General features: G+C 65.6%; 22 protein-coding genes and 2 pseudogenes. 12 read left to right on the forward strand and 12 right to left on the reverse strand.

Annotated elements, in window-relative coordinates; genetic code table 11:
* Window positions 1–38: 38 nt before the first annotated feature.
* Window positions 39–461 (reverse strand): annotated as a pseudogene (locus ACYQ26_RS15030) (IS5/IS1182 family transposase); the annotation flags it as partial.
* 478 nt (window positions 462–939) lie between these two features.
* Between ACYQ26_RS15030 and ACYQ26_RS15035 the strand changes: the two are divergent.
* Entirely contained in the window at window positions 940–1,578 is a 639-nt protein-coding gene (locus ACYQ26_RS15035) for a hypothetical protein (protein WP_459809709.1), read from the forward strand.
* Window positions 1,579–1,625: 47 nt separating this feature from the next.
* Here ACYQ26_RS15035 and larC (ACYQ26_RS15040) read toward each other — a convergent pair.
* Window positions 1,626–1,907: pseudogene (gene larC / locus ACYQ26_RS15040) on the reverse strand (nickel insertion protein); the annotation flags it as partial.
* 436 nt (window positions 1,908–2,343) lie between these two features.
* Between larC (ACYQ26_RS15040) and ACYQ26_RS15045 the strand changes: the two are divergent.
* Window positions 2,344–2,934, forward strand: coding sequence for a hypothetical protein (locus ACYQ26_RS15045; RefSeq protein WP_459809710.1), 591 nt, complete (start codon window positions 2,344–2,346; stop codon window positions 2,932–2,934).
* A 47-nt stretch (window positions 2,935–2,981) separates the two neighbouring features.
* Here ACYQ26_RS15045 and larC (ACYQ26_RS15050) read toward each other — a convergent pair whose 3' ends face one another.
* Window positions 2,982–4,385: a nickel pincer cofactor biosynthesis protein LarC gene (gene larC / locus ACYQ26_RS15050; protein WP_459809711.1), complete on the reverse strand. Its 1,404-nt coding sequence runs from the start codon at window positions 4,383–4,385 to the stop codon at window positions 2,982–2,984.
* Between the two features lie 194 nt (window positions 4,386–4,579).
* Between larC (ACYQ26_RS15050) and ACYQ26_RS15055 the strand changes: the two genes are divergently transcribed.
* Together ACYQ26_RS15055 and ACYQ26_RS15060 are read left to right on the forward strand one after the other, a co-directional pair.
* A complete protein-coding gene (locus ACYQ26_RS15055) occupies window positions 4,580–6,811 on the forward strand; it encodes a CDC48 family AAA ATPase (RefSeq protein ID WP_459809712.1) in 2,232 nt (743 codons plus the stop codon).
* A gap of 456 nt (window positions 6,812–7,267) precedes the next feature.
* The gene (locus ACYQ26_RS15060) at window positions 7,268–7,585 is read left to right on the forward strand and encodes a DUF8028 family protein (RefSeq protein ID WP_459809713.1); all 318 of its coding nucleotides are present in this window, start codon (window positions 7,268–7,270) and stop codon (window positions 7,583–7,585) included.
* A gap of 27 nt (window positions 7,586–7,612) precedes the next feature.
* Here ACYQ26_RS15060 and ACYQ26_RS15065 read toward each other — a convergent pair whose 3' ends face one another.
* Together ACYQ26_RS15065 and ACYQ26_RS15070 are read right to left on the reverse strand one after the other, a co-directional pair.
* Complete coding sequence (locus ACYQ26_RS15065) at window positions 7,613–8,563, reverse strand: DMT family transporter (protein WP_459809714.1); 951 nt, start codon at window positions 8,561–8,563, stop codon at window positions 7,613–7,615.
* A gap of 244 nt (window positions 8,564–8,807) precedes the next feature.
* Window positions 8,808–9,170 carry a DUF7344 domain-containing protein gene (locus tag ACYQ26_RS15070; protein WP_459809715.1) on the reverse strand — a complete coding sequence of 121 codons (363 nt, stop codon included), beginning with the start codon at window positions 9,168–9,170 and terminating at the stop codon, window positions 8,808–8,810.
* Between the two features lie 263 nt (window positions 9,171–9,433).
* Between ACYQ26_RS15070 and ACYQ26_RS15075 the strand changes: the two genes are divergently transcribed.
* From ACYQ26_RS15075 to ACYQ26_RS15085, 3 genes are read left to right on the forward strand one after another with little or no spacing between them, the layout of a single operon-like run.
* Window positions 9,434–10,132, forward strand: coding sequence for a ribonuclease H family protein (locus tag ACYQ26_RS15075; protein ID WP_459809716.1), 699 nt, complete (start codon window positions 9,434–9,436; stop codon window positions 10,130–10,132).
* Between the two features lie 57 nt (window positions 10,133–10,189).
* Window positions 10,190–10,657 (forward strand): DUF2240 family protein, encoded by a 468-nt coding sequence (locus tag ACYQ26_RS15080; RefSeq protein WP_459809717.1) that lies wholly within the window; start codon window positions 10,190–10,192, stop codon window positions 10,655–10,657.
* A gap of 23 nt (window positions 10,658–10,680) precedes the next feature.
* Window positions 10,681–11,121, forward strand: coding sequence for a DUF7993 family protein (locus ACYQ26_RS15085; protein ID WP_459809718.1), 441 nt, complete (start codon window positions 10,681–10,683; stop codon window positions 11,119–11,121).
* A gap of 18 nt (window positions 11,122–11,139) precedes the next feature.
* Here ACYQ26_RS15085 and ACYQ26_RS15090 read toward each other — a convergent pair whose 3' ends face one another.
* From ACYQ26_RS15090 to ACYQ26_RS15105, 4 genes are all read right to left on the reverse strand, one after another.
* On the reverse strand, window positions 11,140–11,799 hold the full coding sequence (locus ACYQ26_RS15090; RefSeq protein ID WP_459809719.1) for an HAD family hydrolase: 660 nt from the start codon (window positions 11,797–11,799) through the stop codon (window positions 11,140–11,142).
* A gap of 80 nt (window positions 11,800–11,879) precedes the next feature.
* Window positions 11,880–13,163 (reverse strand): cation:proton antiporter, encoded by a 1,284-nt coding sequence (locus tag ACYQ26_RS15095; protein WP_459809720.1) that lies wholly within the window; start codon window positions 13,161–13,163, stop codon window positions 11,880–11,882.
* Between the two features lie 41 nt (window positions 13,164–13,204).
* Entirely contained in the window at window positions 13,205–13,693 is a 489-nt protein-coding gene (locus ACYQ26_RS15100) for a cation:proton antiporter regulatory subunit (RefSeq protein ID WP_459809721.1), read from the reverse strand.
* A gap of 83 nt (window positions 13,694–13,776) precedes the next feature.
* Window positions 13,777–14,145, reverse strand: a complete 369-nt coding sequence (locus ACYQ26_RS15105; RefSeq protein ID WP_459809722.1) for a methylglyoxal synthase — start codon at window positions 14,143–14,145, stop codon at window positions 13,777–13,779.
* A 150-nt stretch (window positions 14,146–14,295) separates the two neighbouring features.
* Between ACYQ26_RS15105 and ACYQ26_RS15110 the strand changes: the two genes are divergently transcribed.
* Window positions 14,296–14,724, forward strand: a complete 429-nt coding sequence (locus ACYQ26_RS15110; RefSeq protein WP_459809723.1) for a VOC family protein — start codon at window positions 14,296–14,298, stop codon at window positions 14,722–14,724.
* 43 nt (window positions 14,725–14,767) lie between these two features.
* Here ACYQ26_RS15110 and ACYQ26_RS15115 read toward each other — a convergent pair whose 3' ends face one another.
* Together ACYQ26_RS15115 and trkA are read right to left on the reverse strand one after the other, a co-directional pair.
* On the reverse strand, window positions 14,768–16,309 hold the full coding sequence (locus ACYQ26_RS15115) for a TrkH family potassium uptake protein (protein ID WP_459809724.1): 1,542 nt from the start codon (window positions 16,307–16,309) through the stop codon (window positions 14,768–14,770).
* Window positions 16,310–17,641, reverse strand: a complete 1,332-nt coding sequence (trkA, locus tag ACYQ26_RS15120; protein WP_459809725.1) for a Trk system potassium transporter TrkA — start codon at window positions 17,639–17,641, stop codon at window positions 16,310–16,312.
* A 248-nt stretch (window positions 17,642–17,889) separates the two neighbouring features.
* Here trkA and ACYQ26_RS15125 point away from each other — a divergent pair, with 248 nt between their 5' ends.
* The 4 genes from ACYQ26_RS15125 to pyrF all read left to right on the forward strand — a co-directional run bounded on the left by ACYQ26_RS15125 (window position 17,890) and on the right by pyrF (window position 21,857).
* Entirely contained in the window at window positions 17,890–19,407 is a 1,518-nt protein-coding gene (locus ACYQ26_RS15125) for a TrkH family potassium uptake protein (protein WP_459809726.1), read from the forward strand.
* A gap of 176 nt (window positions 19,408–19,583) precedes the next feature.
* Window positions 19,584–20,375 carry an Lrp/AsnC family transcriptional regulator gene (locus tag ACYQ26_RS15130; protein WP_459809727.1) on the forward strand — a complete coding sequence of 264 codons (792 nt, stop codon included), beginning with the start codon at window positions 19,584–19,586 and terminating at the stop codon, window positions 20,373–20,375.
* Between the two features lies 1 nt (window position 20,376).
* On the forward strand, window positions 20,377–20,652 hold the full coding sequence (locus tag ACYQ26_RS15135; protein WP_459809728.1) for a hypothetical protein: 276 nt from the start codon (window positions 20,377–20,379) through the stop codon (window positions 20,650–20,652).
* Between the two features lie 404 nt (window positions 20,653–21,056).
* A complete protein-coding gene (gene pyrF, locus ACYQ26_RS15140) occupies window positions 21,057–21,857 on the forward strand; it encodes an orotidine-5'-phosphate decarboxylase (RefSeq protein WP_459809729.1) in 801 nt (266 codons plus the stop codon).
* A 27-nt stretch (window positions 21,858–21,884) separates the two neighbouring features.
* Here pyrF and ACYQ26_RS15145 read toward each other — a convergent pair whose 3' ends face one another.
* Window positions 21,885–22,514 carry an OsmC family protein gene (locus ACYQ26_RS15145; RefSeq protein WP_459809730.1) on the reverse strand — a complete coding sequence of 210 codons (630 nt, stop codon included), beginning with the start codon at window positions 22,512–22,514 and terminating at the stop codon, window positions 21,885–21,887.
* Window position 22,515: the final 1 nt, after the last annotated feature.

Here is a 22,515-nt window from a genome sequence, read left to right on the forward strand (position 1 = left end):
TAGAATCACCGTTTTACTTCTGCACTTTTTCTGCGTTTGGCGAGGCTTGACAACTCGCCTGCATTGCGGCAGCTGACCTGCGTCTCGTGACGTTCCTCGGTTATACAGTGAACGTCAAGGATGGTCTGCTCAGTACCGACGAGCGGGGTGATTTTGAGCGTCTGTACGCGACCGAAAACATGATTTCCATCGTAGTAGACTGAAGAATTCGTGCAACCGCGCCAACAGGCGTAGCAGCACCCGCTAGGCTGACATCTTGGTTCTGTCAAATGACAGCGTCGAGCGATCAGGGAAATTGGTAATCTCAAGGCCGACCTCCGGCAGTATTTGTGGGCGCCCGCTCAAGAGATCGAGCATTTCGAGGGAGGATTTCTTCAAGTAAATCCAAAGACAATGCCGCGAAACGACGGCGTAGTCAGCGAGTTTCCATCACCCTGTGTGGCGGTAGACTCGCCCTGACCATCAACAGCATTTTAGATCACGTCACGACCTTCCCGGTGAAGCAGAAACTACTCTTGTCGGAAGCAACCGATTGTGGGAGGGCGTGATAGAGTAGTATTTATCAGATATGACGAATACCGGCAGGGTGATCCAATGTAAGACCAGTATACCGGAACCAACCGTATTTTCATGCACATGACTGTGTGGCTCTATGATTTGATCCGGCTTATCAGGCCCTATAATCCGCCAATTCGCGGTGAAATGGTTGGCCGGGTTCAAGTGAGATACCGTGGTCGACCGTAACTGGGCAACGCGTCACGACGGGGATGCGTCAGCGGTTGATCATCACCGCGACGAGTAGCAGTTTCGGGATGGGGTTCGACGGTTCGGTACCCGCAATATCCTCGGTGTGATGCGTGCCTCGAAAACGGATCCAACGAAACAATGAAACGCGCACTCGCAATCACACTGACGGTAGCAATATTCGCGGTTGCGGCGATGGGATTCGCCGGAACGGCAGCGGCACAGGAAGATACAGAAAACCTCACCGATAACATCATCGAGCAAACCATCGGTGATCTCGAGGCCAACCAGGAACAGAACTTGTCGTCGGGCGACGCGAGCGTCAACGTGAACGTCGATCAGACGAACAACAACGCGCAGACGGGCAGCGCGGCGAGCGGTGACGCGCTCGCTGCTGGCGGCTCCGGTGGCGGTGCCGGCGCTGCGGCTGCGGATCACTACAAGAGCGGCGGCGGCGCCGTGGCTACCGCTGACGGTGCCAGCACCGGCGCAACGGCGTTCTCCACCGCTGAAGTCGCCCAGTCGCAGGACGTCGACCAGACCAACGCTGCTGACATCGACGCAACGGCCGAGAGCGGCGATGTCGAAGGTGAGCAGGACCTCGAGCAGGAACCCGAACAGGAGTCTGAGGTCGGCGACGTGACGTTCGTCGATGAGGGTGCTGCTGCAGACGATAATGGGGACACTCTTCCCCCCATCGAGTCTGAGGGTACTTGGTTCGTCTCGAACCCTGGTGGAGTAGTCTTCGGCCCTTACACTCAGGATACGGCCGAGGGGATCGTCGAGCAGCGCGGTGAGGGCTGGACGGCATTCCAGCTGTCAAGTCAGACGTAATCTGAATCCCTACTAATCGAATTTTTCACAGCAGCATATTCCAACAGTCAGACGTCCTCGAATACTTCTTCCTCGGCTCGTCGTAGTACCTCACGAGTAGCGGTCGCTGTCTCTTGAGCCACGACCTTCGCGTCCTCATACTCGGCGCTGACGTCGTAAACTTCTCCATCAGAGTCGCTCGCGATTTTCACGGTCACTTGGTAGGTTTTGCCGCCGAACTCGAGTTCAACCGTCTCGAACTTCCGCTGTGCGATCCACCGATGCGTCGCCCCAGCGTCACGAACTCCGAGCGTCCCCGTCTCCTCGGCGAGCGCCTGTACGACACTCTGTCAGTCCACGGATGGACAGGTTACAGTGTAGGAAGACGGAGTACTGCTATCACGGTTCTTACTCATCGCGGAACAAGCGGTTGCACCGAAGAAGTAGTACGATATCAGGACAGCGTGACTGGCACCAGTACGGTCAAAACGATCATCAGTACGAGAGAGCGGTACCAGCTCGTTCCCAACTCCTTTTTGACGTGTCTGCGTCTTTCTCGAGACGACAGAATCCAGCTTTTCAGAACCTATAATATGTGTGTTCGGCTCGAAACGGTTTGCAGGATTCAAATAGCGCTCCACGATGGTATAGCTGGGGCAGTACACGAATCGGGGGAGACACCGGAAGCTGGGTAGTTCCGGGCCAGCGGTAACCCGTTAGTAGGGGGTGATGTCGCGTTATGACACTCGCCCGTTCGGTGCGTGCCTCGTAACTGGAGGTCAAACCATGAAGCGCACACTCGTGATCACACTGACGGTAGCCCTGTTCGGCGCTCTCGCGGTTGTAGGGTTCACCGGAGCAGCTGCGGCACAGGAAGACCCGAGCAATCTCTCCGATAGTATCATCGAGCAGACCATCGGTGATCTTGAGGCCGAACAGAACCAGGATTTACAATCAGGTGATGCGAACGTCAACGTGAACGTCGATCAGACCAACAACAACGCACAAACGTCCGGTATCTCGGCCGGTGACGCGTTCGCTGCCACCAGCGGCGGTACTGGTAGCTCAGCGTTCTCTAACGCCGAAGCGTCTCAGTCCCAGAACGTCGACCAGACTAACGCGGCTGATATCGACGCAACGGCTGAAAGTGGCGACGTCACAGGTGAGCAGAATCTTGAACAGGAACCCGAACAGGACGCTGAGGTCGGAGACGTTACCGTGGTCGATGACGATGACGAGACCCTCTGGCGGATCCGGAATGACGCTAACCAGATAATAGCGGACGGATTCGAGAGTCGAGCGGAGGCGCTGGACTACATCGACGAAAACAATTTAAATCCGAACTTCCACTTCGTCGAGCCATACAGCCCTAGTTGAGCAGAAAATAGATTTAAATTATTTTTGGAGGATAGTGATCAAATAACTCAGGGTATCTTCCTCTCAACTAGTTGAATAATGTCTCGAATCGCTAACCCGGCCTCTCGAGCGACGGCCTTCGCGTCCTCGTACTCGGCACTCACGTCGTAAACTTTCCCATCGGAGTCGCTCGCGATTTTCACGGTCACTTCATACGTCTCACCCCCGATCTCGAGTTCCACCGTCTCAAACTCCCGATTCGCAATCCATCGATGCGTCGCTCCGGCATCCCGTACTCCTAACGTCCCCGTCTCCTCGGCGAGCGCTCGAGCGACGCGCTGTCGGTCCTCGGGTTTGCAGATGACCTTCACGAGGTGGCCCGGGCGGGACTTCTTCATCGTCGCCGGGAGAATCGAAACGTCACGCGCGCCCGCGTCTGCGAGGGTCTCCTGCAGGCCGCCCAGCACCTCCGGCGTCGCGTCGTCGAGGTTCGTCTCGAGAACCGCAATATCGTCCTTCACGAGCGAGCCCTCGCCTCGGCCGACCAGCGCCCGGAGCACGTTCGGGTGCGGATCGAGGTCGTAGCCCCCGGCGCCGTAGCCCGAGGCCTCGAGCTCGAGCGGAGGGAGTTCCTCGACGCCGTCGGCGAAGTGGGCGAGGATCGCCGCGCCCGTGGGAGTCAGCAGTTCGCGGTCGACAGGGCCGCCGCGCAGCGACCAGTCCGCTTCCTGGGCGATCTCGACTACCGCCGGCGTGGGGACGGGGTATTCGCCGTGGCTCATCCCGACGGTGCCGCCGCCGGTCGCGAGCGGCGTCGTGACGATCCGATCCGGCTCGAGGTCGTGGATCAGCGCCGCCGCACCGACGATATCCGCGATCGCGTCGTCGGCCCCGACCTCGTGGAAGTGGATGTCCTCGAGGGATTCGCCGTGGACGCTGGCTTCGGCCTCGCCGAGGCGCTCGAAGATCGCGAGCGCGTCGTCCTCGACGGCGGCGGGGAGGTCCATATTCGCGACGATCTCGCGGACTTCCTGATAGCTGCGGTGGGGGCCGTGGCCTTCGGCGTGGACGTGGCCGTGGTCGTGGTTGTCATCGCTATCGCCGTCGCTCGAGTGGTCGTGGCTGTGATCGTGATCGTCGTGATCGTGTGCGTGTCCGTTCGAGTGATCGTGGTCGTCGTGGTGGTGACCGTGTTCGTCGTGGCCATGACCATCGTGATCGTGGTCGTGGTCGTGCTCATGCTCGTGACCGCTCGAGTCACCGTCGCCGGTCAACACCACGTCGACCGTCGTCGACGCAATTCCGCACTTGACCGTCTCGTCGATCCGGTACTCGAGCTCGAGGGCGGCTTCGACGGGGGCGAGGGCGTCGGGGTCGGCCCCCGCGTCGAGCAGGGCGGCGAGGAGCATGTCGCCGCTGGCGCCCATGCGGCCGTCGAACGCGAGGACGTTCGCGCCCGTATTCGTGGTCATACGTACGACGGGGAGATGAACGGCAAAAAAGCCATCTGCTCGCCGATCCGGTTGCGCCAAAACCGACCGATGCCGTCACATCTATGTAGCCACCTCCCTAAGTCTGACGTGGTAGCATCTAGCACAACTAGAGCTAGCAAAAAACCTATCCGATCACGAATCGGAGTGACTGACATCGCCGTCCATCCCGAATCATGAACGAAGTTCAACTGGAGGTTGCCAAAGCGTACCCGAACGACTCGGGTCGTGGTATCGCCCGACTCGACCCGGACACGCTGTTGCATTTGAAGCTGAGTCCGGGCGACATCATCGAGATCGAAGGTGCGGACACCACCGCCGCGAAGGTGTGGCGCGCCGACCGGCAGGACTGGAACACGGACACCGTCCGCATCGACGGCTTCACCCGGCAGAACGCCGACGTGGGCATCGGCGAGCGCGTGACGATCCGGAAGGCCGAAGCGACGAAGGCCGACAAGCTCACCCTCGCGCCGCCCGAGGAGGCGTCGGTCCAGTTCGGCTCCGACGCCGCCGGCATGGTCAAGCGGCAGATCCTGAAGCGGCCGGTCGTCGGCCGCGACATCGTCCCCGTAATGAGCTCGACGAACCACCCCTTCATGCGGTCCCCGGGGCAGGCCATCCCGCTGATCGCCGTCGAAACGGAGCCGGAGGGGGTGGTCCTCATCACTGAGGACACCGACGTCGAACTCCGCGAGGAGCCCATCTCGGGCTTCGAGAAGACCGGCGGCGGCATCACCTACGAGGACATCGGCGGACTCCAGAGCGAGATCCAGCGGGTCCGGGAGATGGTCGAACTCCCGATGAAGCACCCGCAGATCTTCAAGAAGCTCGGCATCGAGCCGCCTCAGGGTGTCCTCCTGCACGGCCCGCCGGGCACCGGGAAGACGCTGCTCGCGAAGGCCGTCGCCAACGAGACCTCCGCGAGTTTCTTCTCCATCGCGGGCCCGGAGATCATCTCGAAGTACTACGGCGAGTCCGAACAGCAGTTACGCGAGATCTTCGAGGACGCGACCGAGGAGTCGCCGTCGATCATCTTCATCGACGAACTCGACTCGATTGCCCCCAAGCGGGAGGACGTCACCGGCGAGGTCGAACGCCGCGTCGTCGCCCAACTGCTGACCATGATGGACGGCCTCGAGTCGCGCGGGCAGGTCATCGTCATCGCCGCCACGAACCGCGTCGACTCGGTCGATCCCGCGCTGCGCCGCCCCGGCCGGTTCGACCGCGAGATCGAGATCGGCGTCCCCGACGAGACCGGCCGCGAGGAGATCCTGCAGATCCACACCCGCGGGATGCCGCTGTCGGACGACGTCAACCTCGGTCACCTGGCCGACGAGACCCACGGCTTCGTCGGCGCCGACATCGAGAGCCTGACGAAGGAGGCCGCGATGAAGGCCCTGCGGCGGTACCTCCCCGAGATCGATCTCGACGAGGAGGACATCCCGCCGAGCCTGATCGACCGGATGATCGTCAAGCGCGAGGACTTCCGCGGCGCCTTAAACGAGGTGGAACCGTCGGCGATGCGGGAGGTCCTCGTCGAGCTTCCGAAGATCTCTTGGGACGATGTCGGCGGCCTGCAGGAGGCCAAAGAACAGGTTCAGGAATCCGTCGAGTGGCCACTCTCGAGCCCTGAGCGGTTCGACCGACTGGGCGTCGATCCGCCGGCCGGCGTCCTGCTGTACGGGCCGCCGGGCACCGGAAAGACGCTGATGGCCAAGGCTGTCGCCAACGAGACGAACGCGAACTTCATCTCGGTGCGCGGCCCGCAGCTACTCAGCAAGTGGGTCGGCGAATCGGAGAAGGCCATCCGGCAGACTTTCCGCAAGGCGCGGCAGGTCTCGCCGACGGTGATCTTCTTCGACGAGCTCGACGCTCTCGCTCCGGGACGGGGCGGCGGCGAGACCGGCTCGAACGTCTCCGAACGGGTCGTCAACCAGCTGCTGACCGAGCTCGACGGCCTCGAGGACATGGAGGACGTGATGGTCATCGGCGCGACCAACCGCCCCGACATGATCGACCCCGCGCTCCTGCGTTCGGGTCGGTTCGACCGCCTCGTGATGATCGGCGAACCCGACGTCGAGGGCCGCGAGCGCATCCTCGAGATCCACACGCAGGACACGCCGCTGGCCGCCGACGTCTCGCTGCGAGAGATTGCTGAGATCACGGACGGCTACGTCGGCAGCGACCTCGAGTCGATCGCCCGCGAGGCGGCCATCGAGGCGCTGCGCGAGGACGAGGAAGCGGACGTCGTCGAGATGCGCCACTTCCGCCAGGCTATGGAGAACGTCCGGCCGACGATCACCGAGGACATCCTCGACTACTACGAGCGCATCGAGGACGAGTTCCAGGGCGGCTCGGGCGGCCCGGAACCGACGGGTCGTCGCGGCAGCCGGATCGGCTTCCAGTAACCGCGCCCCACCGGTCGGCCTCCATCCGCACCTGGGCTACCTGACGCCGCTCGTGGACGGCGGGCGGTTTCGGATCGTTCTTTTGTCGGTCGCGTTCGTTCGTCTTCGCCACTCTGTAGCGACGGTTCGTCCCCGAAAGAGAGGTGCTAGCGTCGGATCGGCGACGACGGCTGTCGAATCTATCAGCTGCGGTCCTCGAGCAGATCCACGTAGCGGCGCGTCCGTAATCCGGTATTGGATCGCGGTAGCCGTTCCCTACGCTCCCCGTCTTCCGGTATGTCACTCAGTGACACTTCTGGCGGAGTAGGGACGAAGATCGCCGCCTCGAGCCGCGCTGCCACGGGATCGACGGTCGTACACCCCGGTAGACTCGCGTGAATCGCGGCTAGCGGATTGAAACCGTCGCGCCGATATATGGGACTCGAGGTCGGTATTTCGACCGTCTCAGGTGTTTCGATGTCGGATTCCACAGCCGCGTGCGAGCAGCGCTCGACCTCGATCGGCGACGCGTCGAGTAGCGCCGAGAACGGCGACGATCGCCCCCGCCTCGAGCGAGCGGCGCCGACGATTGTGACCGGCGTTCGGAAAACGTGTTTCTGGGGGGCGATCCTGTTGCCGTTTCTCCACGTCCCCCTGTTGCTCAGCGGGTTAGCGACGGCGTTCGATACGGCGGTGTTTCTCGGGCTCCTGTCGCTCAACCTCGTCGCGCTCTACGTCGGGCATGCCTACGAGGAGCACGACGGGCACGACAGGCACGACGAACCGTCGCGGTAACCGCAGCCGGTAGTAGGCTGCGGCGCGTCAGTCGCCCGAAACCCACCCGTGCACGTGGTCGAACTCCTCTCTGATGGCCCGCCGTTTGACCAGAAGGAAGCCGGCGAGGATCAGTCCGAACCCGACCAGCGTCGCCGCGTCGACGACCTGGTCCAAGTAGAGCCAGCCGACGACCGCCGCGAAGATCGGCGCGACGTACGACACCATGTTGATCTCGACGGCGCCGAGCCGCTCGAGTAGGTCGAAGTACAGGAGGAAGCCCACCGCGCTCGCGCCGACCGCCAGGTACGCGAGCGCGCCCAGCGCCTCCGGGTCGGTCCACGTCGCCGGCTCGAGGGGTTCGCCGAGCGCGAGGCTGACCCCGTGGAGCAGGAGGGCGCCGCCGAGCATCGACCACGCTTCCATCGTCTCGATGGGCAGCGAGGCGTCGATGCGGCGGGTCAGCACGCTTCCGAGGGCGAACGACGACGACGCACAGAAGACGAGCAGTTTGGCGACGGCGTCGGTCGCGAACAGGTTCGAGGGGTCGGGCTGGGCGATGACCGCCACCCCGACGAGCCCGAGACAGACGCCGGCGATGCCCGCGGGCGAGAGGGCGTCCGAGGGCATCAACAGCCGCGCGAAGCCAGTCGTGAGGACCGGCGAGAGGCTGACGATAATCGATGCGGCTGCAGGAGTCGTGTGCTGTTGGCCGACGAAGAGAAACGCGTGGTAGGCGGCGATCAACAGCGCGGCCCCGACGGCCGCGGTCATCCACTCGTCGCGTCCCCTGGGGTACCACGCCGCGCCGTTTGTGCCGTCCGCACCGCCGACGGCGTAGGCTGCGTAGCCGAGCATCAGGAGCCCGGCGACGTCGTACCGCAGCGCCGCGAACAGCACCGGCGGAAAGTGCTCGAGGCCGGCGCTGATCGCGACGAACGCGGTTCCCCACAGGGCCGACAACACCAGAAACAGTCCGAGGTTCCGATAGCGGCTCACAGCGACGGTTGCCGCGGCACCGTACAATGCGTTTCGATTCGAATCAGTCGGTTCTGCTCGAGGTCGACGGATCGTTGAACAGAAAGTGCGACGGTCAGGTCGCGACGGTCGAGCAGGTGCGATCGAGACGTAGCGAACGCTATCCCGGAGCCCGAACGGCGGGAGGGGAGAAGACGTAAGCGGGGCGCGACGGCGAGGATGACTCCCGACTTCGCGGTCTATCTAGAAGACGACTGTCAGTCGTTCACAGGACCGGGCGCTTGCGGATTTCCGGGACGTCCTCGGTCTGCTTGAACTGCTTGAGCAGCGGCTTGATGTCCTCGAAGCCCTCCGCGAGGACGATGTCGCCGCTTCGGAGGTCGTACTCGACGATGTCGTAGTCGGCGAGGCGGGGGAGGTGGTTGTGGACCAGCGTCACGTACACGCGCTGTCTGGCTTCCTTTTCGATCGTCTCGATCGGTTGCTCGTGTTCCCAGGCGGTGATCTGCGTGATGAGGTCCTCGATGTTTTCCTCGCCCTCCTCGGCGAGCAGGTAGAGCAGGTAGCGTCGCTTCGATTCCGCGAGCAGGGAGCAGGCGGCCTCCATCCGAGTGGCGTTCGTCGTCATAGTAGCAGGGATGCATCGGGTGGTATTACACCTACTGCCAATACAGATAGGACCGCTGAGCCGTACTCTCACCGATTCTAACGGGAACGCGGTCGGCGAGCGGAGCGAAACGAACGATCCGAATGCCGGTTCGGAGAAGATGCCAGTCGGCCACTCACGGTCGCGGTGACCGATGACGAACGGAGCGGCGACGAGGGAAAACGCGACGTTCGCCGAGTGAATCCAGGGGTAAGTTTAAGAAATCCTCGGTTCGTACTACGGGTATGGCCGCTCACGGCCGGTCCGCACTGCGGGACCTGTTCGACGAGTCGCCCACGCCCCACATCGCCCACCCCCCTCGCACCCATCACCGCGACTTCTACGTCGCCACTGACGGGTCGTTCCGGGAGTCGGGCGGCGGACTGGGCGCCGTCATCGAAACGCGCGACGGCACCCGCGTCGCACGCATCGCGACCGCGGATACGCCGCCGGACAACAACGTCGCCGAGTACCGAGCGTTGCACCTCGGCCTCGACGTCCTCGCCGCGCGAGCGCCGCGGGACGCCCGCGTCGGCGTCCTCGTCGACCACGACGCGCTCGCGAGCAACGTCAACACCGCTGTCCTCGCGACGAACCACCCCGACGGCAAGCCGCCGCAACCGCTCTCCGTTCCCCCGGCGACGCGGTATCACTGGCGCGGGATCGAGGCCCGCCTCAACGGCTTCGACGAGGTTCGCGCGGCGCGAATCGACAGCGACCAGAATCCCGCGCACCCGCTCGCGAACACGCCGGACCGGTACCGACACGTCAACCAGGAGCCCGACCGCTGCGTGCTCCCCGATCCCCTCGAGTCCCGAGCGTCGGAGACGGGCGCCGGAACCGGAGCGGACGCCGCCGAAAACGCCGAGTTCCCGCCGCCGTCCCGTGCCGATCGTCACGGCACCGGTACCGGAACCGGCGGGAGCGGACGCGCCTCCGACTGACCCCGGCGCACCCGACAATCGTCACCGTTATTCCGCCACCGCGGCGAGTCGTTGCCGATGAGCCTTCGCGTCGCCGCCGCCGCACCGTTCATCCAGAACGGGACCGACCGACTCGAGGAGGGCGAGTTCGTCGTCGCACTCTCGCTGGACCGGGACTGGTTCTCGCCCGATCAGGCCAAGCGCCTGATCGATATCGCGACGCGCGAGGGCTTGCTCGAGCGCGACGGCGACGACCTCGTCGCGACGTTCGACCCCTCGGAGGTGACCGTGCCGGAGGAGTTCGTTCCCGACGAGGACATTCTACAGGAGCGCTCGGCGTTCGAACGGGTGCTCGACGCGCTCGTCGCCGACGGGATGGAAAAACACGAGGCGGTCGGCGCGATCAACGCCCTTCAGGGCGACCTCGGCGTCACGATCGAGGCGGCCGCGGTCGTCTACGCCCGCCGCGAGGGGCTCGACGTCGCCGATATCGCGCCGATCGCCCGCGACGCGATCGTCGAGAGCGGGGAAGCCGAAGAGGGTTAGTTTTCGCCGGCCCGACGACGAGCATGGTCGAGGATCGGATCACCGACGGCAAGCGGATCGCACAGCTGTTATCCTCGGAACTCGACGGCCGCGAGGACGGCGGGCTCGACCGCGTCGCCGTCACGAACGCGGATCGCGACGTCGAACCGACGACGGACGGGGCGCGAGCGTACGACGTCTCCCTGATCGACTCGAGCGGCGATGACGATAGTGATGTCGACGACGGTGGCGAGGCCGACGCTGACGACCGACTCGCGCGGGTGTTCGTCCACGAGGACCGCGCCCGCCTCGAGTTCGTGCGGGGGCAGGACCTCGCGGCCGAAGCGGCCGAGGAGCTCGAGCTCCGGGTCCGCCCCAAGGCGACGCGGCCGCCGCGAACGCTCGTGTTCGTCGAGAGCGGCGCCGAAGTCAAGCGGGCGACGGACGCGGTGCAGGCGGTACTCGACGGGCTGGACGACGAATAGGTCTCGTTCTCGCCGCCGTCACTCGAGCTCCGAAAGCACCGCCGGCAGCGCCGTCGCGAGCTCGCGCTGCTCGACGTGGGCGACCGCCCGCGGATCGGGATCGGGGCCGTCCTCGAGCAGCACCTGCACGGCGGTCATGCCGGCGTTGGTCGCGCCCGCGACGTCGGCCTCGGCGTCGTCGCCGACGTAGACCGCGTCGGCCGGGTCGACGTCCAGTTCCGCCGCGATCGCCTCGAACGCGCGCGGGTCCGGCTTGCCGGCCTCGAGTTCGCCCGTGACCAGCGCCGCGTCGAAGGCGTCCTCCCAGCCGAGCGTCTCGAGTTTGTCCCGCTGGGCGCGGACGGGGCCGTTGGTGAGCAGGCCGACGCGGTACTCCGTTCTGAGAGCCGCGAGCAGCGATTCGACGCCGGGCAGGGGTTCGAGCGCCTCGGCGATCGTCTCGCGGTAGGCCGTCGCGACGGCGGCCGGGTCGGCGTCGGTGTCGCGGCCGGCAAGCAGGTCCGCGAAGATGGGCTCGCGCGACTCCCGCGTGAGGTGCTGCCCGTGGACCTCGAGGTACTCCTCCCTGGTGAGCGGCGGCGCGCCGGCGGCGTCGACGGCCTCCCGCAGAATGGTCTCTCGGTCCCGGGTCGGCACCGCGAGGGTGTAATCGAGGTCGAAGACGACCGCCCGTGGCATCGTAGCAGGTACGGAGGGCTCGAGCGGGTTGAAGCTATCCCTTCGGCGCGGGCGGACCGACCGTGCGAGCGGCGTCCGCGTCAGTCCCCGCTCGGCCGCACCTCCGTCCCGGCGCGGGCCTCGAGTCGCGGCACGACGACGGATTCGATCCGATCGGCGTACTGCATGAGCGAGGTGCCCAGCACGCTCATGACCAAGACGTAGCCGACGGCGAAGGCGTAGATCTCCCGTCCGACGCCGTCCGCGAGCGCGGCCTCGGCCCCCGAGAGCGCGAGGCTCGCGATGATAAGCGAGAACTCCCCGCGGGTCGCCATTCCGAGGCCGACCCGGACCGACCGGCGCTCGCTGAGGTCGTAAATCCGCCCGCCGAGGTAGCCGCTTACCAGTTTCGTCGGCGTCGTCGCGATCACCGCGACCGCGATCAGTCCCGCGACGCCCGCGAACAGCGACGGGTCGGTGACCAGTCCGATCCAGAAGAAGAAAATCGCCGCGAAGGCGTCCCGGAGCGGCTCGAGCAGGTTCTCGAGGTCGTGGACGTGGTCGGTTGACGAGAAGGCCATCCCGACGAAAAAGGCGGCGACGGCCTCGCTGACGCCGAGCGAGAGCGCGGCGCCGGCGATCAGCAGCGTGATTCCAAGCGCTCGGAGCACCACGAACTCGTGGGAATCGGCCTCCAGGCTGCGCTGGAACCACGCGGTACCCAGGTAGACCAGCAGGAGGAGCCCGAGGATGAAGCCGACCGCGACCCCGATCTGGCTCAGGGCCGCGCCGACGTCTCCGCTACCGACCACCAGCGCGGTCACGACGGAGAGGTAGACGGCGATAAAGAGGTCCTCGAAGACCAGGGTTCCGAGCATCGCGTCGGACTCGTCGTTGGCGATCCAGCCGAGATCGATCAGCGACTTCGTGATGATCGCCGACGAGGAGATGTAGACGATCCCGGCGGTGAGGAAGGCCGGCAGGAGTGCACCGAACAGCGCGTAGCCCAACAGTAGACCCACGCCGAAGTTGATCGCCAGATCGACCGCGCCCGCCTTCCCGATGCGCTCCTTCGAGGCGAGGAGCCGATCGAGGTTGAACTCGAGACCGAGGAAAAAGAGCAGGAGGACGATCCCGATCTCGTGGCCGACGTAGATGAAGTCGGTCTCGACGAGCGCGAGTTCCGATCCGTGGGGCACGAGGTCCGTCCCCAGCAGCGCCGGGAAGTCGACGGTGCCGAGCACGTGCTCGCCGAGCAGCATGCCGACGAGGATGTAAAACGGGATCACCGACTGGTCGATTCGATTCGCGAGGACGCCGGCGGTGGCGACGGCCGCGAAGAGGACGCCGACGTCTAGCAGCGCGGTGGATTCAGCAGTTGCCACTCGCGGTCACCTCCGTCGGGACGAACGCGGGCATCGATCGGTCAGACCTCGTCACCTAGCAGCGTTTCGAACTCGGCGCAGTCCTCGCGCTCCCCGACGACGACGAGCGTGTCGCCGACCTCGAGTACCGTCTCCGGCGTCGGCGGCGAGATCAGGTCGTCGTCGCGCTGGATCGCGATGACCGAAACGCCCGTCTGCTCGCGGATCGCCGCTTGCTCAAGGGTCTGGCCGGCGATGTCGGCCGCCTCGGTGACGTTGTACCACTCGAGGAACGTGTCGTCCGAGAGCATCGTCTCCACCGCTTCGGCCTGGACCGGCTGGAAGTACGCCCCCTCGAGAATCGTGCCGACCTTGCGGGCGAGCCGATCCGAGAGGTCGAACAGCTTGTCGCCGTCCGCGTCCGGGTTCGGCTTCAGGAACACCTCCCGCTTCCCCGTGTTGTGCGTGACGATGACGAGCCGCGCGCCGTCATCGAGCTCGACCTCGAACTTCTTCCCGACGCCGGGGAGGTCGCTCTCGTAGATGGTCATACGTCAACGACGGGGAGCGGCCCTATTAAAGACCGCGTCGAACCGCGAGAGCCGACGTCGCGGCGGCCGCCGCCGACGGACGACTAGTCGGCCAGTCCTTCGATGAGAAACTCCGCGGACGAGAGGTTCGTCGCCAACGGCGTGTCGTGGACGTCGCAGATCCGCAACAGCGCCGAGATGTCGGGTTCGTGAGGCTGGGCGCGCAGCGGATCCCGCAGGAAAACGACGCCGTCGAGGACCCCCTCTGCGACCTCCGCGCCTATCATCAAGTCGCCGCCCAACGATCCCGATTCCTTGCGCTCGATCTCGAGGTCGGTCTCCTCCATCAGCCGTTTGCCGGTCGTGCCGGTCGCGATCAGGTCGTACTCGCGCAGTTGCTCCTCGTGCCGCTTCGCGAACTCGATCAGGTCCGGCTTCGTTTCGTCGTGTGCGATGAGTGCAACGCGGGTCATACCGGACCGTCGACTGCCGGGGAAATAAGCGTAGGCGACTTCGCGCCGGCGCCGTCCCGATCCGCATCGGGCCGCTCGACCCGTCCCATAAGCGGCAACCTCGAGCGGGGACGGAACGGTTTACTGTCCCGCCGAGAGAGTATCGGGACGATGACGAACGCGCTCCACTCCCATCACGTCGGTATCACCGTCAGCGACCTCGAGGGCGTCCTGCCGTTCTACCGCGACGTCCTCGGGTTCGACGTCGCCGATCGGTTCGAGGTCGACGGCGACGCGTTCTCTACGGCCGTCGGCGTCGACGGCGCCGCCGCGAACTTCGTCCACCTCGCGGCCGACGGCGTCCGCGTCGAACTCGTCGAATACGAGCCGGAGGCCCGCGCGTCGCCCGACGCCGGCCTCAACCAGCCGGGCGCGAAACACCTCGGGTTCACCGTCGACGACCTCGAGGCGTTCTACGCGGGGCTGCCCGACGACGTCGAGACGGTGAGCGAGCCGCAGACGACCGCGACCGGCAACTCGATTCTGTTCCTGCGGGATCCCGAGGACAACCTCGTGGAAGTGCTCGAACTGTCCGAGTAAGCCGCCGCGGAAGCGGGTCGAAGCCGTTCGATCGGGGGCGACGCTAGCTCTGCCAGTACGCTCGCGTCAACAGCACGAGCACCGGGAAGATCTCGAGGCGGCCGATCCACATGTAGAGGATCATGAGCAGCTTGGAGGTGGTCGGAAACTCGCTGTACCCGCCCATCGGCCCGGTCACGGTTCCGAGCCCCGGCCCGATGTTCCCCAGGGTCGCGATCGACGCGCTCACGATGTCGATCACGTCGAACTCGACGAACAGGCCGACGCGCGAGGCGTCGGCCGCGAGCAGCCCGACGCCCACGAAAAAGAGCACGAGGTACAGCAGCGTGAAGGCGTAGATGCCCCGTACCGCGTCCTCGTCGAGGATCCGTCCGTTCATCCGAACCGGCCGGACGGCCTCGGGGTGGACCGTCGTGAACAGCTCCCGCCGCAGCGTCTTGAGGATCACGAGCCACCGGAGGATCTTGACCCCGCCCCCGGTCGACCCCGTCGAGCCGCCGACGAACATCGCGAACAGCAACAGCGCCTTCGTCGGCCCGCTCCACTGGGCGAAATCGGTGTTCGCGTAGCCGGTCGAGTTAACCAGCGACGTGATCTGGAAGACCGCGTACCGCGCCGATCGCTCGAGGTTGCCGCCGATCTGGCCCGTCTCGGCCGTCTCGAGCGACGAGAAAAAGAGCATGACCGTGCCGACGATCGAGAGCACGGTGACGGCGCCGATGTAGAGTCGAAACTCGTTGTCGCGCAGCATGGTCCGCGGATTCCCCGAGACGACGTGCCACCAGAGCACGAAGTTGACCCCCGCGACGAACATGAACGGGACCACGAGCCACTGCACGACCGGCGAGAACGCCTCGATGCTCCGGGCTTCCGGCGAGAAGCCGCCGGTCGGCAGGGTCGTCAGCCCGTGAGCGACCGCGTTGTACGCGTCCATGTTCGGCGCGTAGCCCGCGACGTGGGCCGCGTACAGCAACGCGATGTAGAGGGCGGTGAAGCCGACGTAGGCGATCCACAGGACGCGGGCCGTCTCGGCGATGTGGGGCGTGAGCTTCGAGACCCCCGGACCGGGCGTCTCGGCCTCCATCAGTTGGGCGCCGCCGACGGCCATCTGCGAGAGGATCGCGACCGCGAGGACGATGATCCCCATGCCGCCGACCCACTGGGTCAGCTGGCGCCACATCATCATCGCGCGGGAGTGGGTGTCGAAGGAGATATCGCCCATGACGGTCGCCCCGGTCGTCGTGAACCCGCTCATGCTCTCGAACAGCGCGTTGACCGGATGGGCCACGGTCCCGTCCCCCGCGAGGACGAACGGTACGGCGCCGAACGCCGCCGCGAACAGCCACGTGAGCGCGACGACCATGAACGCCTCGCGGGCGCCCGGATCCGGCTCGGACTCGAGTTCCCGCAGCGCGAGGCCGAAGCCGGCGGTCATCGCCATCGTGACGACGAACACCCAGAGGTCGTCGCCGCCGTACAGCAGGGCAGTGACGATCGGCACGACGTAGGTGACGGAGAGAAAGGCGAGGAGCGTGCCAACGAGGCTCAATCCGGATCGCCAGTCGACGCGGAGGTGGCGGCGCATCTAGATCGCCTCGATGACCGCGTCGAGCACGTCCGCGTCGACGAACACGACCACGTGGTCGCCGGGCTCGACGACCGTCTCCCCGCGGGGCGTCACGAGTTCGCCGCCCCGCGAGATCGCGCCGATGACGACGCCGTCGGGAAGCGCCGCCGTCGCGTCGACGATCGTTTCGCCGGCCAGCGCGCTCTCCGGACTGACTTCGAACTCGATCACCTCCGCGCGGTCGTGTTCCAGCATCGCGACCTTCTCGGTGTGGCCGGCCCGCGTAAAGCGGACGATCTCCTCGGCGGTCTCCTCGCGGGGATTGACCGCGACGTCGACGCCGACCGTCTCGAAGAGATCCGTGTACTCGCGGTTCTCGATGACCGCGACGGTTCGATCGACGCCGAGCCGTTCGGCCAGCAGCGAGACGAGGAGGTTCTTCTCGTCGCTGTCGAGCGCGGCGATGACCACGTCGGCCTCGTCGACGTGTTCGCGCGCGAGGAACTCGGTGTCGGTGGCGTCGCTTTCCATCACCAGCGTGTTGGGGAGCGATTCGGCGACCTCCCGTGCGCGGTCGGGATCTCGTTCGATCAGCCGCGGCCGGTAGCCGTGCTCTTCGAACTCGCGGGCGGCCTGAAAGCCGATCTCGCCGGCGCCGACGATGATGATCTCCTCGCCGCTGGTCGTCGACGGAACGACGTCGCCGGCGAAGTCGGCGACGGAGCCGGCGCTGCCGATGACGACGACCCGGTCGCCGGCCCGCAACACGGTGTCTCCGCGAGCGACGATCATGTCGTCGCCGCGGAAGATGCCCGCGAACGTCAGCGAATCGTAACAGTCGGCCTCCTCGACGGTCATGTCGGCGATCGGACTGTCGTCGTTGATCTCGAACTCCGCCATCCGGACGAGACCGCCGACGAACGTATCGACGTCCTGCGTCGCCGGAAGCCCGGAGATCCGAAAGATCGCCTGCGCCGCCAGCAGGTCCGTACAGACCATGAAGTCGACGCCGAACGCGCCCTGGGATCCCTCCCACGTTTCGAGCAGCGTCCGCCGCCTGACCCGCGCGATCGTGAACGCGTCGCTGATCGTCTTCGTCGCCCCGCAAACGACGACGTTCGCCTCGTCGCTGTCCGTACAGGCGATGACGAGGTCGGCCCGTTCGACGTCCGCCTCGCGGAGCGTCTCGAGTTCGGTGCCGTCGCCTTCGATCGCCAGGACGTCGACCGAGTAGGTGAGGTCCTCGACGACGTCGCCGTCCCGGTCGATGACGATGACGTCGTGCGATGCTTCGAGGTTGGCGGCGATCGCGCGACCGACGTCACCGGCGCCGACGATGACTACGCGCACGGTAAGGCCTCCATTTCTACGGATCGTTTTGCCGGTATTAAGAAATGTCTTACGACGAACGACGAGCGACGAGCGGCGGCGCGCACGCGGCGTCCGAGTAGGGCTCCCCCGTCGCCGGTCAGATCGTCGCTCGCCGCCCAAACGCCGCCGGAGCGTCGCTCGAGACCCAGTTCGACCCGAATCGAGCGCCGGCGCGGTCGCCGTTCCGAACCGATTATTGTGCCGGACGCCACACCTCGGAGCACCCGATGCGAATCCGCGTCGACTGGCGCTCGAGTTGCAGCCTCACGGGGACGGTTCTGAAGTGGATCGCGGTCCCGCTCGCGGCGCCGCTCTTGCTGGCCGTCGCCGACGGCGGCGACGTCCTCCCGTTCGCCACCGCCGTGGTCGTGACGGTCGTTCTGGGAGCGGCCCTCGAGTTGCTGAGCGACGAGCGCCAACTCGGTCAGCGCGAGGGGTTCCTGATGGTCGCGCTGACGTGGCTCAGCGTCGGCCTCGTCGGGGCGATCCCGTTCTATCTGGCCGGCCTCGAGGCGGGTCCCGCCTCCGCGTTCTACAGCTTCGTCAACGCCGCCTTCGAGAGCATGAGCGGGCTCACGACCACCGGCGCGACCGTCATGAACGCCTGGGACTTCGAGAACCAGTCGCGCGCGATCCTGCTCTGGCGGCAGCTCCTCCAGTGGCTCGGCGGCCTCGGGATCCTGATCGTCGCGATCGGCCTCCTCTCGAACCTGATGATCGGGGGTGCCCAGCTGATGGAGACCGAAACGCAGACGAAAAACGTCACCAAGCTCACGCCCCAGATCGAGCGGACGGCGCGACTCATCTGGGGACTGTACGTCGGGCTGACGGTGCTCGCGGCGGCGACGTTCTACCTGCTCCACGTCGCGGGGCTCGCGCCGAAGATGGACCTCTTTAACGCCGTCGCCCACGCGCTGACCAGCGTCTCGACGGCCGGCTTCTCGCCGGAGGCCCGGAGCATCGCCGCGTTCGAGCCGATCGTCCAGTGGACGGTCGCGCCCTTCATGCTCCTCGGGGCGACCAACTTCGTGCTGCTGTACCACGTTACGCGGGGCGATTTCGAACGCCCGCTCGAGTCCGAGGAGTTTCGCTTCTACCTCGGTATCGTCGCCTTCTTCACCGCGGTGACGGTGTTCATCCTTAGCTTCGATCCCGACACGAATCTGGGGCTCGAGCCGACGATCAGACACGCGTTCTTCAACGTCGTGTCGATGGTGACGACGACGGGCTACGCGTCGGCGAACTTCGACCTCTGGTCGGCCGGCGCCAAACATGTGCTCTTTCTGTGCATGTTCTTCGGCGGCATGGCCGGCAGCACGACCTGCTCGATCAAGACGCTCCGGTGGCTCGTGATCGTCAAGGGGCTGTATCGCAACTTCTTCACGTCGATCCACCCGGAGGCGGTCCGCCCCGTGCGGCTGGGCGACACCGTCGTCGACGAGGAGACGATCAACGACATCTTCGCTTACGTGATGCTCGCGATCATCATCTTCTTCCTGCTGACGGTGCTGATCGTCGTCGACGCCGCTCGAGCGAGAACGGCCGTCACCGAGTTCGAGGCATTGAGCGCCGCCGCGTCGATCTTCCTCAACATCGGCCCCGCGTTCGGCATGGCCGGCCCGATGAACAGCTACGCCGGGTTCCCGGTCACCACGCGGGCCGTCATGGTGGTCATGATGTGGATCGGCCGCATCGAGATCATCCCGGTGCTCGTGTTGTTGCTGCCGGCGTACTGGCAGTCGTGACGGTTCCGCTCGCGGAGCGGGGCCGAACTCGAACCCGAACCCGAATCGTCGCCACGAGACTGTCGGTTACGATCGGCTCGCAGACGGGATCTCTTTCGATTCCCAACTGAGCGGAGCCTTCGTTCCGGGATGCGAAGTACAGGGATTATATATTTCGCCATCGCACAGCATGGCGTATGTCCGAGCGAACCGGCGGCGACTACCGGCTCGACGAGATCGATCGCCGGATCGTCCACGCGCTCATGGGCGACGCGCGCAACACCTCCGCGCCCGCGATCGCCGAGGAGGTGAGCGTCTCGCCCGCGACGATCCGCAACCGGATCGCGAAACTCGAGGAGCACGGGGTCATCGAGGGGTACCACGCGACCGTCGACTTCGAACGGGCCGACGGCTCGCTGATGAACCTGTTCCTGTGTCACGCCCCCTTCGACGAGGTCGAGGGGCTCGCCCGCCGGGTCGGCACCGTTCCCGGCGTGATCAACGTCCGGGAGCTGATGGGCGGCCGGATGAACCTCCACGTGCTCGCCGTCGGGACGGACACCTCCGACCTCCGCCGGATCGGTCGCGAACTCGAGACGATGAACGTCGAGATCGAGGACGAGTTCCTCCTGCAGAACGAGCACGCGTTCCCCTACGCGCCGTACGGACCGGCGGACGGCCGCCGCCGGGAACCGTTGACCGACTACATCAGTCTCACCGGCGGCGCCGAGGTCGTCGAGGTGACCGTCCACGAGGACGCGCCGATCGCCGGCCGCACGCTCGAGGAGGCCGACGACGACGGCGTCCTCGACGATCACACGCTCGTGATCGCGATCGAGCGCGACGAGGACGTGATCACGCCCCACGGCGACACCGAGCTCCGCCCGTACGACGTCGTCACGGTGTTCTCGCCGACCGACGCCGACGAGCCGGCGCTCCGGGGATTCCGCGGCCCGGACGGCGACCTCGAGCCGACGCAGGTGCAGTGAGATGCCGCTCGGACGATTCCTCCCCGAGTTCCTCCGGCGGACGGACGGGGACGGGGGCGAGCCCGACGCGGCGGCCGGGACGATCATCTACGAGTGTCGCCACTGCGGGACCGATTTCGACGAGCAGTGCGAGCGGTGCCCCGTCTGCGGCGCGACGGAGATCGCGACTTACGAGTTCGGATCGGGAATCGAGACCGAATCGGAGTCCGAGACCGAGACCGAGTCCGAGTCAGAAACCGGATCGAAATTGGAGTCGGCGTCGGAAGCGGAGGACTGAGCGGAAGGCCCGCGGCAGGCGAGCGTCGATCGCACCTGCTCGACCTCGGTCTCGCAGGACGGACAGCGCTCTTTCTCATCGGCGATGTAGACGGTACTGCAGGTCGAACAGTGAAAGAGATTGCCGGACGCGTCGACCCGCCGCCGGTCCTCGCGGCGGTCTCCGTCGTCGGCCGTCGTTCGCTCCGATCCGTCGTCAAAGGCCGAGCGGACGCGGTCGAGGAGACGCTCGAGAGACGATTGGTTCGAAAGCGTAGATCTGAGTCCCATACACGAGCCAACCAGTATTCGGTCGAAATAGATACCGTCTAAAGAATTTGGGCATCTCGTACCGTTCAAACATCTAATACGTACGGTCCCGTCCGGATAGCAACCTTTTCGACCGTCGCGGGGCCACTCGCTGCCATGAACTTCTTCGACCGGCTGCACGACCGCATCCGAACGGTCGACAGCGTCGTCAGCGTCGGGCTCGACCCCGACCCCGAACGGCTCCCCGACCACCTCGAGGAACACGACCTCCCCCGCTGGGCCTTCAACCGCCGGATCATCGACGCGACCCACGAACACGCCGCCGTCTACAAGCCCAACGCTGCCTTCTACGAGGACCCCGACGGCTGGCGCGCCCTGCAGGAGACCATCGCGTACGCACACGGGAAGGACGTGCCCGTACTGCTCGACGCGAAGCGGGCCGACATCGGGAACACGACCCGCCAGTACGCCAAACTGCTCGAGACGGTCGACGCGATCACCGTCAACCCCTATATGGGCCGAGACTCGCTGCAGCCGTTCCTCGCCGACGAGGAGTCGGGCGTCTTCGTCCTCTGTCGCACGTCCAACCCGGGCGGCGCGGACATTCAGGACCTCGAACTCGAGACCGGCGAACCGGTCTACGAGCGGGTCGCGGCGCTGGCGGATCTCTGGAACGAGAACGACAACGTCGGCCTCGTGGTCGGCGCGACCCAACCCGAGGAACTCGAGGACTTACGCGAGCAGGTTCCAGACCTGCCCTTCCTCGTACCGGGGATCGGCGCACAGGGCGGCGACGCCGAGGCCGCCGTGGAGTACGGACTCGCGGACGGCGTCGGCCTCGTCAACTCCTCGCGCGGCATCATCTTCGCTGGCGAAAACGATGGCGAGGAGTTCGCGAAGGCCAGTGAGCAGGCGGCGAAGCGACTGAAAAAGCGGCTGAATCAGTACCGGGACTGAGCGTCAAAAGGGGTCGAATCGAACCGATCACGCCGCGAACTCGACGCGCGGCCGGTTCGGGTGCTCGAGGGTGACGAGGGTGTAGACGGGCGAGCGCTTCGGGTACTCGCGGACGACCGCTTGCTCCTCGGGCGTGAGATCGCCCGTCACTTCGACGTCGATCTCGAGTTCGCCGTACATTTCGTCGGCCCTGTCGATATCGTGGATGCCGAACAGCATCCGGAGGTCGACGGGTGCGCGGACGGTCGTCGTGACGTCGGCGACGTCGATCCCGTCGCGGATCGCGTTGTAGGCGATCGTCCCGTTGATGCACGCTGTCAGTCCCGCGAGCGCCCCCTCGATGGCCTCGTAGCGGTCCGTCGGCTCGAGGTAGCCCATCGCGTCTTCGAGCTCGGGCGGGAGGCCGAACTCGAGGGTGTGCTCGCGCTCCTTGCCCATCGTCTCGCCGCCGAGGGCCCAGTCGCCGATCGTCGCCGTCGTGCGGTTAGCGGTCGGCTCGGTGACGCCCGTCGCCCGGAACTCGAGGGTACCCTCACGAGGGTGTTCCGCCAGCCAGTCGATGAACTCGCGGTGGGTGTCGACGTCGACGCCGTGGTCGATCTCGTCCGTGCGTTCCGCGGTCATCTCCGTGCGGTTCTCTGTGGTCATTTCGCTCATC

Source organism: Halopiger thermotolerans (genome assembly GCF_054654555.1).